The organism is Mesorhizobium sp. M7A.F.Ca.CA.001.08.2.1 (assembly GCF_003998455.1).
GTDB classification, from domain to species: domain Bacteria; phylum Pseudomonadota; class Alphaproteobacteria; order Rhizobiales; family Rhizobiaceae; genus Mesorhizobium; species Mesorhizobium ciceri.
This window is the reverse complement of sequence record NZ_RZPW01000252.1, coordinates 1-7,911: the sequence shown is the minus strand read 5'-3', so window position 1 is coordinate 7,911 and position 7,911 is coordinate 1. Positions and strand designations below refer to the sequence as shown.

9 protein-coding genes are annotated in these 7,911 nt (G+C 62.8%); 3 read left to right on the top strand and 6 right to left on the bottom strand.

Translation table 11 applies throughout. The features are described from left to right. The 4 genes from EN914_RS16605 to EN914_RS16590 all read right to left on the bottom strand — a co-directional run. A partial coding sequence (locus tag EN914_RS16605) for a M81 family metallopeptidase (protein ID WP_164778759.1) occupies positions 1 to 803 on the bottom strand: 803 nt, incomplete at its 3' end. Between the two features lie 24 nt (positions 804 to 827). After that, positions 828 to 1,652 (bottom strand): carbohydrate ABC transporter permease, encoded by an 825-nt coding sequence (locus EN914_RS16600; protein ID WP_013528984.1) that lies wholly within the window; start codon positions 1,650 to 1,652, stop codon positions 828 to 830. After that, the gene (locus tag EN914_RS16595) at positions 1,649 to 2,518 is read right to left on the bottom strand and encodes a carbohydrate ABC transporter permease (RefSeq protein WP_024504714.1); all 870 of its coding nucleotides are present in this window, start codon (positions 2,516 to 2,518) and stop codon (positions 1,649 to 1,651) included. The genes EN914_RS16600 and EN914_RS16595 overlap by 4 nt, the downstream gene beginning before the upstream one ends. A gap of 490 nt (positions 2,519 to 3,008) precedes the next feature. Further along, positions 3,009 to 4,241 carry a sugar ABC transporter substrate-binding protein gene (locus EN914_RS16590; protein ID WP_013528982.1) on the bottom strand — a complete coding sequence of 411 codons (1,233 nt, stop codon included), beginning with the start codon at positions 4,239 to 4,241 and terminating at the stop codon, positions 3,009 to 3,011. A 183-nt stretch (positions 4,242 to 4,424) separates the two neighbouring features. Between EN914_RS16590 and EN914_RS16585 the strand changes: the two genes are divergently transcribed. From EN914_RS16585 to EN914_RS16575, 3 genes are read left to right on the top strand one after another with little or no spacing between them, the layout of a single operon-like run. Beyond that, complete coding sequence (locus EN914_RS16585) at positions 4,425 to 5,213, top strand: SDR family oxidoreductase (RefSeq protein WP_024504716.1); 789 nt, start codon at positions 4,425 to 4,427, stop codon at positions 5,211 to 5,213. A 2-nt stretch (positions 5,214 to 5,215) separates the two neighbouring features. Beyond that, positions 5,216 to 6,283, top strand: coding sequence for an ABC transporter ATP-binding protein (locus EN914_RS16580; protein WP_013528980.1), 1,068 nt, complete (start codon positions 5,216 to 5,218; stop codon positions 6,281 to 6,283). 10 nt (positions 6,284 to 6,293) lie between these two features. After that, entirely contained in the window at positions 6,294 to 7,175 is an 882-nt protein-coding gene (locus EN914_RS16575; protein ID WP_024504717.1) for a MurR/RpiR family transcriptional regulator, read from the top strand. A 16-nt stretch (positions 7,176 to 7,191) separates the two neighbouring features. Here EN914_RS16575 and EN914_RS16570 read toward each other — a convergent pair whose 3' ends face one another. Both EN914_RS16570 and EN914_RS16565 read right to left on the bottom strand, forming a co-directional pair. Next, complete coding sequence (locus EN914_RS16570; RefSeq protein WP_024504718.1) at positions 7,192 to 7,509, bottom strand: DUF167 family protein; 318 nt, start codon at positions 7,507 to 7,509, stop codon at positions 7,192 to 7,194. A gap of 13 nt (positions 7,510 to 7,522) precedes the next feature. Further along, positions 7,523 to 7,813 carry a YggT family protein gene (locus tag EN914_RS16565; protein ID WP_013528977.1) on the bottom strand — a complete coding sequence of 97 codons (291 nt, stop codon included), beginning with the start codon at positions 7,811 to 7,813 and terminating at the stop codon, positions 7,523 to 7,525. Between the last annotated feature and the right edge of the window lie 98 nt (positions 7,814 to 7,911).

Sequence of the window (7,911 nt, the reverse complement as noted above, 5' to 3'; positions counted from 1 at the left end):
GCGTAGAGTCCCCGCCCGAGCCGTTCCGCCAGCGCGTCGCCCTTGGCCTTGTCATTGTCGGTGACGACCAGGATGCGCGTGCCCATCTCGGGCACATCGGCCGCCATGAAGCCGTGGATGACGGAGACCGACAGCACGCCGTCCTTGCCGTGCAGCGCCTTGATGCGATCGACGAAGGACCGCATCGGCTCGCGGCTGGTCGGCAGCACCTGGATCATGCGGCAGTCGAAGGTCGAAATGACAGGGTTGATCTCACCACGCACTGCTGCCAGGCCAAGCTTGACGACATGTTCGCCGCGCTCGTAGAAATCGGTGTGCGGAAATTCGAGGAAATAGGCGAGAATGTCGGAGGCCGCGACGCGCTTCGGTGTCAGATGGCTGTGCGGATCGAGTTCCACGGCGATCACCACCTCCGGCCCGACCATTGCGCGAACCCGTTCGAGCAGATCGCCTTCGCAATCGTCATAGCCTTGCGCCACCATGGCGCCATGCAGGCCGAGGATGACAGCATCGACCGGCAGCGCCGCCTTGAGCTGGCCCAGAATCTCGTCGCGCAAAGCCTCATAGGTCTGCCGCTGCACCAGGCCGCCCGGCTCGGCCCAGGTGGCGGTGCCTTCGATGACATCGAGGCCTTCGGCCACCGCACGCCGGCGTAGCGCCACCATCGGCGAGGAGCACAGCGTCGGCGTTTCCGGGTGCTTGCCGGGCCCGGCATAGAAGGCCATCTCGAACGAAGCCCTATCGGTCGGCACCGGCGAGAAGGTGTTGGTTTCCGTCGCCAGCGAGGCGGTGAAAATGCGCATGAAAGCTCCGTCCGTGAATAGGCGCTATTTGACCGCCCCGAGCGCCAGGCCTCTGACGAGGTAGCGCTGCAGCCAGATGAACAGGATGGCCACCGGCAAGGTCGCCAGCAGCGTCGCGGCCATGACGTGATGCCATTCGATGGTGTAGCGGCCGGCGACCAGCGAAAACACCTGGATCGGCAGCGTGTAGCTTTCCTGGCTGCGCAGCATGGTGAGCGCCACGACGAACTCGTTCCAGGCGTTGATGAAGGTGAAGATCGCCGTCACCGCGATCGCCGGCAGACAGAGCGGCAGGAACACCTTGCGCAAGGTCAGCCAGCGGCCGGCGCCCTCCATCCAGGCGGCTTCCTCGAGATCGCGGGGGATGGTGTCGAAATAGCTCTGCAGCATCCACACCGTGAAGGCGACGTTGAAGGCCATGTAGATGAAGCCGAGCGCCGTCGTGCTCTCGACCAGGCCCCAGGCGGCCATCAGCCGGAACAGGCCGAGCACCAGCACGATCGGCGAGATCATCTGCGAAATCAGCAGGAACTGGCGCAAGGCGCCGTAGCCGGCAAAGCGGAAGCGCGACATCGCATAGGCCGCCGGAACCGAGATCAGGATGGCGCCGACGGTGGCGATCACAGACACGTAGAGCGAATTGAGCAGCGCCTGGCCGAAGCCCGTCGCCACCCACATGTCGGAAAAATTCGACCAGCGGAATTCGCTCGGCCACCAGGTCGGCGACAGCACTTCCTGCCTCGGCTTGACTGCGGTCAGGAACATCACCGCGAAGGGAAAGAGCGTCACCACAATCAGCGGCGCCAGCAGCAGCCAGGCGATGATCGAACGCTTGAGCTTGCTCGTCATGCGCGTTGCTCCCGCATCGCCAGCCGCACATAGATCATGGTGAAGACCAGCAAGATGGCGAACATCACCAGCGACACCGCCGATGCTTCGCCCAGCTTGCCGATGCGGAAGGCCAGCTTGTAGAGATGGGTGACCAGGATATCGGTCGAGTTGGCCGGCCCGCCCTGCGTCATCACCCAGATGATCGGGAAGGAATTGAAGACGTAGATGGTGTTGAGCACGATGGCGATGTTGATGAACGGTTTCAGGAGCGGAAAGGTGATTTCGCGGAACTGCTGCAGCGGCGTCGCCCCTTCAAGCGCCGCCGCCTCGTAGAGATCGTCCGGGATCGACGACAGCCCGCCGAGGAAGATCGTCGTCGTGAACGGCACCGTCACCAGGATACCGATCAGCACTTGCATCGGAAAGGCGGTTTCGGCACTCGCCAGCCACTGGATGTTGTGATCGATGAGGCCGAGGCCGATCAGCGCCGAATTGAGCATGCCGCTTTCGCCGCTCAGCGCCCAGCGCCAGACCACCGCAGTCATGGTCAGCGACACCGCCCAGGGCAGCATGATGATGACGCGGGCAATGCCGCGGCCATAGAAATCGGTGTTGAGGATCATCGCCACCGGGATCGACAAGAGAAGCGCGCCGCCGACCACCATCACCGTCCATTGGCCGGTGCGCCAAAGCGCGGCCGTGAAATCGGGATCGGCAGCGAGTGCCGCGAAATTGGCGAAGTCGTTGAAGTCACGAAGCTGGCCGAAGCGGCTGACGTCATGCGTCGAGATCTGGATCAGGTCCCAGACCGGCCAGAAGATGACCACCGCCGCCAGAAACAGGCTGGGCAAGGTCAGGAGATAGGGCAAGAAACGATTTTGCATCGGCTGGCTTTGTACCGCGTTGCGGGGAGATTGGATTTCGCTGGCTTAACAGATTGACTTGGTCCGGCCTCGTTCTTCTCAGGGCACCGCTTCAGGATTCCTTGCAACCGTCGGCGCTGCCCTCACCTGCTCGTCCGTTCTCCGCAGCAGTTGCGGAAGGGCCCCTTTCCTCTCGCCCGTCGATCGGGGGAGAGGTGTCGAGCGAAGCTCGACGGAGTGGGGGTCGACCCCTTGGGCGCAAGGCGAGGCTTGCGCCTGGTGCTCTTCCTATATCCGTTCGCGGTGGCTGCCAGGTGGTTCCCCCACTCCGTCTCGGCTTCGCCGAGCCACCTCTCCCCCCTCCGGTGGGAGAGGAAAGGAGCCTGGCTGGGCGGCGTTGACATCGACGAACTATCTTTCTGCTCGAGGCTGCAAGATGTGGCGCGCCCCGCCTGAATCTGGGGCGCGCCACGGGCGCAGGGAGATACGCCCTATTCCTTCAGCACTGCCCCTACTTCTTCAGCACCGCATTGGCCTTGGCCGCCGCGTCCTTCAGGCCTGCCTCGGGGTCGCCGCCGAGATAGATCTTCTGCATGGCGTCCGACGTGATCTGGGCGACCTCTTCCCAGCCCGGGATGACCGGCGCGAAGCGGGCGTCGGGCAGCAGAGCGGTGAACGCGGCCAGATCGGCATTGTTGACGTAGTAGTCCATCTTGGCCTCTTCCTTGTTCACCGGCAGGAAGCCTTCGCCCTGTGTGAACTTGGCACGCTGCTCCGTGGTGAACAGGAAATCGAGCAGCTTCCAGGCCTCGTCCTTGTTCTTGGAGTTCTTGAACATGATGATGGAATCGGTGACGCCATAGGTGCCGCGCGCGCCGGTCGGTCCGGCGGGAATGGCCGCAACGCCGTATTTCAGGTTCGGCGCCTCGTCCTTGATCTGGTTGGACAGGAAGGGTGCGGTGATCATCATGCCGACCTTGCCCTGCTTGAACAGGTTCTGCACGTCCTCGCGGTTGTTGGAGGTGACGCCGGGTTCGGTCAGGCCTTCGTCGATCATCGACTTGTAAAGCTTGGCGGCTTCAAGCGCGCCGGGCGTGCTCAGGCCCGAAGTGCCGTCCTTGTTGAGGATTTCCGTGCCGTAGGACCACATCGCATAGTAGTAATAGACGTCGGTCTCGATCTCCTTGCCCTGCAGGCCGAAGCCGAACGTGCCGGACCCCAGAGCCTTGATCTTGCGCGCATCTTCCTGCAGCTCGGTCCAGTTTGCCGGTGGCTTGGCGATGCCGGCCTTCTCGAACAGCTCCTTGTTGTAGTACATGGCGCGCGCCGAGGCAGCGATCGGCAGGCCGTAGGTCTTGCCATCCATGATCGAGGGCGACAGGAAGGTGTCGATGAAGCGGTCCTTGAAGTCGGGCTTGATGTAGCCGTCGAGCGGCTCGGCGACATCCTGCTGGACGAAGTCGATCAGCCAGCGCGTGCCGATGATCGACAGATCGGCATTGGTGCCGGCGGTGATGTCGGTGGTCAGCTTCTGCAGCAGCACATCCCACGGCACCACTTCGAACTTGACCGTGATGCCGGGGTTCGCCGCCTCGAATTCCTTCTTGACGCTGTCGAAATATGGGCCAGTCTTGGCGCTGTACTCGGCCACGGTGACCCGCACCTCGCCCGCATCCGCCTGCGCCGCAATTGCCAGCATGCTCATTCCGGCCATCAGGCCGACAGTCCATTTTGCAAGACTCATTTGAACTCTCCCATTTTGATTTTTGCGCCTGCGCGCCTCTTCGTTACCCAAGCAAAAGATTTATGTGACTTTCCTACATTATCGAGGATTTGAAGGCTTGCAAGCAGATTATTCTGTTGCTTAATTACATTTTGTGGACTAGGCCTGATCCGACCTGTCGAAGATCCCGGAGGATGACGCACGGTGGTTTCGCAAACGGAACTCGAAGGCAGGGCCGAATTCGAGGGCAAGACTGTCGTTGTGACGGGTGCGGGCGGCGGCCTCGGCACGGCCATCGTGGCGCTGATGGCGCAAAGGGGCGCCAGGGTCGTAGGCTGCGACCAGTCGAGCGAGGCGTTGAAGAGCCCGTATTTTGCCGCCCGCCACGTCTTCGATCTTCTCGACAAGGCGTCGATAGCCACGGCGATCGCCGCCATCCTCGACCGGGACGGTGTGCCCGACATTCTCATCAACAATGCCGGCTGGACGCGCGCCGAGACGCTCCCCGCGCTCAACCCCGACAGGATTGAGCAGGAACTCGACCTCAACCTGACCGGCGTGATGAATTTCGCCGATCCGCTGGTCAAGGCGATGGCCAGCCGTGGCTCCGGCAGCGTCGTCTTCATCTCCTCGGTCAACGCCATCACGCATTTCGGCAATCCCGCCTATGCCGCGGCCAAGGCCGGCATCAACGCCTATGCCAAGGCGATCGCCGTCGAGCTCGGCCGCAGCGGCCTGCGCGCCAATGTCGTCTGCCCCGGATCGATCCGCACCGCCGCCTGGGACCACCGCCTTGCCAAGGATCCCGAAATCCTCGGCAAATTGCAGCGGCTCTATCCGCTCGGTCGCATCGTCAACGCTGCGGAAGTGGCGGAAGCCGTCGCTTTCCTTGCGTCCGATCGCGCATCGGGAGTAACAGGCGTGGTGATGCCCGTGGACGCGGGACTGACCGCCGGTTGCCTGCCCTTCATCGACGACATATTGGGAGCGTGAGCATGACCGACGTCGAGTTCCGCGACCTGTCGAAATCCTTCGGGCAGCACAAGATCCTCGAGAACATCAGCCTCGATATCAAGAGCGGCGAGTTCGTCGTCCTGGTCGGGCCGTCCGGCTGCGGCAAGTCGACCTTGCTGCGCATGCTCGCCGGCCTGGAGACGATCACTTCCGGCGATCTGTTGATCGGCGGCGTGCGCGCCAACGCGCTGCCGCCGCAGCAGCGCAACATCGCCATGGTGTTCCAGTCCTATGCGCTGTTTCCGCATCTGAAGGCATCGGACAATATCGGTTTCGGCCCGAAGATACGCGGCGAGACGCGCACGGTAATCGATGAGAAGGTCAAGAAGGCGTCCGGGGTCCTCAATCTCTTCTCCTATCTCGACCGCTATCCCCGCCAGCTGTCGGGCGGCCAGCGCCAGCGCGTCGCCATGGGCCGCGCCATCGTGCGCGAACCGTCTGTGTTCCTGTTTGACGAACCGCTGTCCAATCTCGACGCACAATTGCGCGTGCAGATGCGCGTCGAGATCAAGGCTCTGCACCAGCGGCTGAAATCGACGATCGTCTACGTCACCCACGACCAGATCGAGGCTATGACCATGGCCGACCGCATCGTCGTGATGGATCGCGGCAGGATCCAGCAGGTCGGGGCGCCGCTGGAGCTCTATGACAGGCCGGCCAACAAGTTCGTCGCCTCCTTCCTCGGCTCGCCGTCGATGAGTTTCGTCTCGGGTTCGCTCAAGACGACGCTTGAGAAAACCTGGTTCGAATCGGCCGGTGGCGGGCGGCTGGCGCTTGCCGGCAAACAGGTGCCGGCGGACAGCGCGGTGGAGGCCGGCATCCGGCCCGAGCATTTTGTCATCGGCGAGGCTGTCGACGCGATGGCGATCAGGGTGGATGTCGTCGAGCCCACCGGCTCCGAAACACATGTCTATGGCGCTATCGGTGCTGATACGGTACGCGCCGTGTTCCGTGACAGGGTGCCGGTCAGGCCGGGAGACCTGCTGCCGGTTTCGGTCGATCCCGGCAACATCCATCTGTTCGACAAGGCGACGGGCCTGCCTCTATGAAAATATCAGCATGAAGACGCCGGCCGACATCATCACGCGCCTGCAGCTGATGTCGCAGGACGGAACGAAGTCGGATCGCAAGCTGGCCGGCTTCGTGCTGGCAGACCTCGACTTCGTTTCCAAGGCGGCGATTTCGGAAATTGCCGCGCGCGTCGGTATCAGCGAGCCGACGGTGACGCGGTTCTGCCGCAACCTCGGCTGCGAGGGCCTGCGCGACTTCAAATTCTATCTGGCGCAAGCCATCGCCATCGGCGGCCAGTATCTGTCGCCGGAGCCGTTGAGCCGCGATGCCCGCGAACAGCGCATCGCTTCCGCCATCACCGAAGCGGCGATATCGGCCATCCAGCGCGCCAGCGAAAACCTCGACATGACGACGCTGGTCGCCGTCGCCGCACGCATCGCGGTTTCCGGCAATGTGCTGTGCATCGGCTCCGGTGGCATTTCGTCGATGATGGCGACCGAAATGCAGAACCGGCTGTTCAGGCTTGGCGTGTCGGTGCTGGCGCAAATCGACGGACAGTTGCAATGCATGTACGCCGCCGTCGCCACCCCCGACACCACGCTGATCGCCTTCTCCGTCTCCGGCTATGCACGATCGGTCATCGATGCGGTGCAGGTCGCCCAGCAATATGGCGCCACGACGATCGCCATCACCCCGCCGGACTCCGCGCTCGCCAAGGTCGCCGACACGGTCATCCATTTCCAGTCGCTGGAAGACGGCAATATCTACAAGCCGACATCGTCGCGCTATGCGCTGCTGTCGATCGTCGACATGATCGTCACCTCGGTCGCCGAGACGCGCGGACCAAGGGTTCTGGAAAATCTGCGCCGCATCAAGCAGAGCGTCAACACGTTGAAAGTTGACGATCCGCGTTTGCCGCTGGGGGATTGACCCTCCGGCAAGGACATCAGGCCTGATGGCCGAGCGCCTCGATGCTTTTCGCCAACGTCTCCGGATCGCCTTCAATGCGCACGGTCTTCAGCCGCGCCGTGCCGCCGGCGACAACCGAGACGGCGGACCCCGGCACGCCAATCGCCTTGGCAATCAGCTTTTCGAGCGCATGATTGGCGGCGCCGTTTTCCGGCACGGCGCGGGCGCGCGCTTTCAGATGGCTTCGCTCGTCCGCCGTGGTCTCGATGCCTTCGAGCCTGTCCAGCGCAGCCTTCGGCGTCAGCCGGACAAACAGCTCGACGCCATCATCGCGCAGGCGAAACGGCGCGCTCATACGATCATCGGCCTCACAGGACCAGAGGCGCCACACTGGTCAATATGAACTGCCGCAGGAAGAACAGGATCAGAAGCAGGATGATCGGCGAGATGTCGATGCCGCCAAGGTCCGGCATGAACCGGCGGATCGGCCGCAACGCCGGTTCGGTCAGCCGATAGAGCATGTTGCCTATGGAACCGACGAACTGATTGCGCGAGTTGACGACGTTGAAGGCGTAAAGCCAGGAAAAGATCGCCGATGCGATGATGATCCACCAGTAGAGGTCGAGCGCCATGACGATTGTCTGAATGAGGGCGAGCATGCCGGTCTCCAATTGTTGCCGACATGTAGCCATTGCACGCGAAACCGGCAAGGGCCGCCTGCCACGGTGCGCCGGTACGGCTGCCAGGCCACTGGATT

What these genes read in the sequence shown, in the direction of transcription:
- EN914_RS16600 (WP_013528984.1), bottom strand. Translation starts at nt 1,652, where the DNA reads ATGACGAGCAAGCTCAAGCGTTCGATCATCGCCTGGCTGCTGCTGGCG.
- EN914_RS16595 (WP_024504714.1), bottom strand. Translation starts at nt 2,518, where the DNA reads ATGCAAAATCGTTTCTTGCCCTATCTCCTGACCTTGCCCAGCCTGTTT.
- EN914_RS16590 (WP_013528982.1), bottom strand. Translation starts at nt 4,241, where the DNA reads ATGAGTCTTGCAAAATGGACTGTCGGCCTGATGGCCGGAATGAGCATG.
- EN914_RS16580 (WP_013528980.1), top strand. Translation starts at nt 5,216, where the DNA reads ATGACCGACGTCGAGTTCCGCGACCTGTCGAAATCCTTCGGGCAGCAC.
- EN914_RS16575 (WP_024504717.1), top strand. Translation starts at nt 6,294, where the DNA reads ATGAAGACGCCGGCCGACATCATCACGCGCCTGCAGCTGATGTCGCAG.
- EN914_RS16570 (WP_024504718.1), bottom strand. Translation starts at nt 7,509, where the DNA reads ATGAGCGCGCCGTTTCGCCTGCGCGATGATGGCGTCGAGCTGTTTGTC.
- EN914_RS16565 (WP_013528977.1), bottom strand. Translation starts at nt 7,813, where the DNA reads ATGCTCGCCCTCATTCAGACAATCGTCATGGCGCTCGACCTCTACTGG.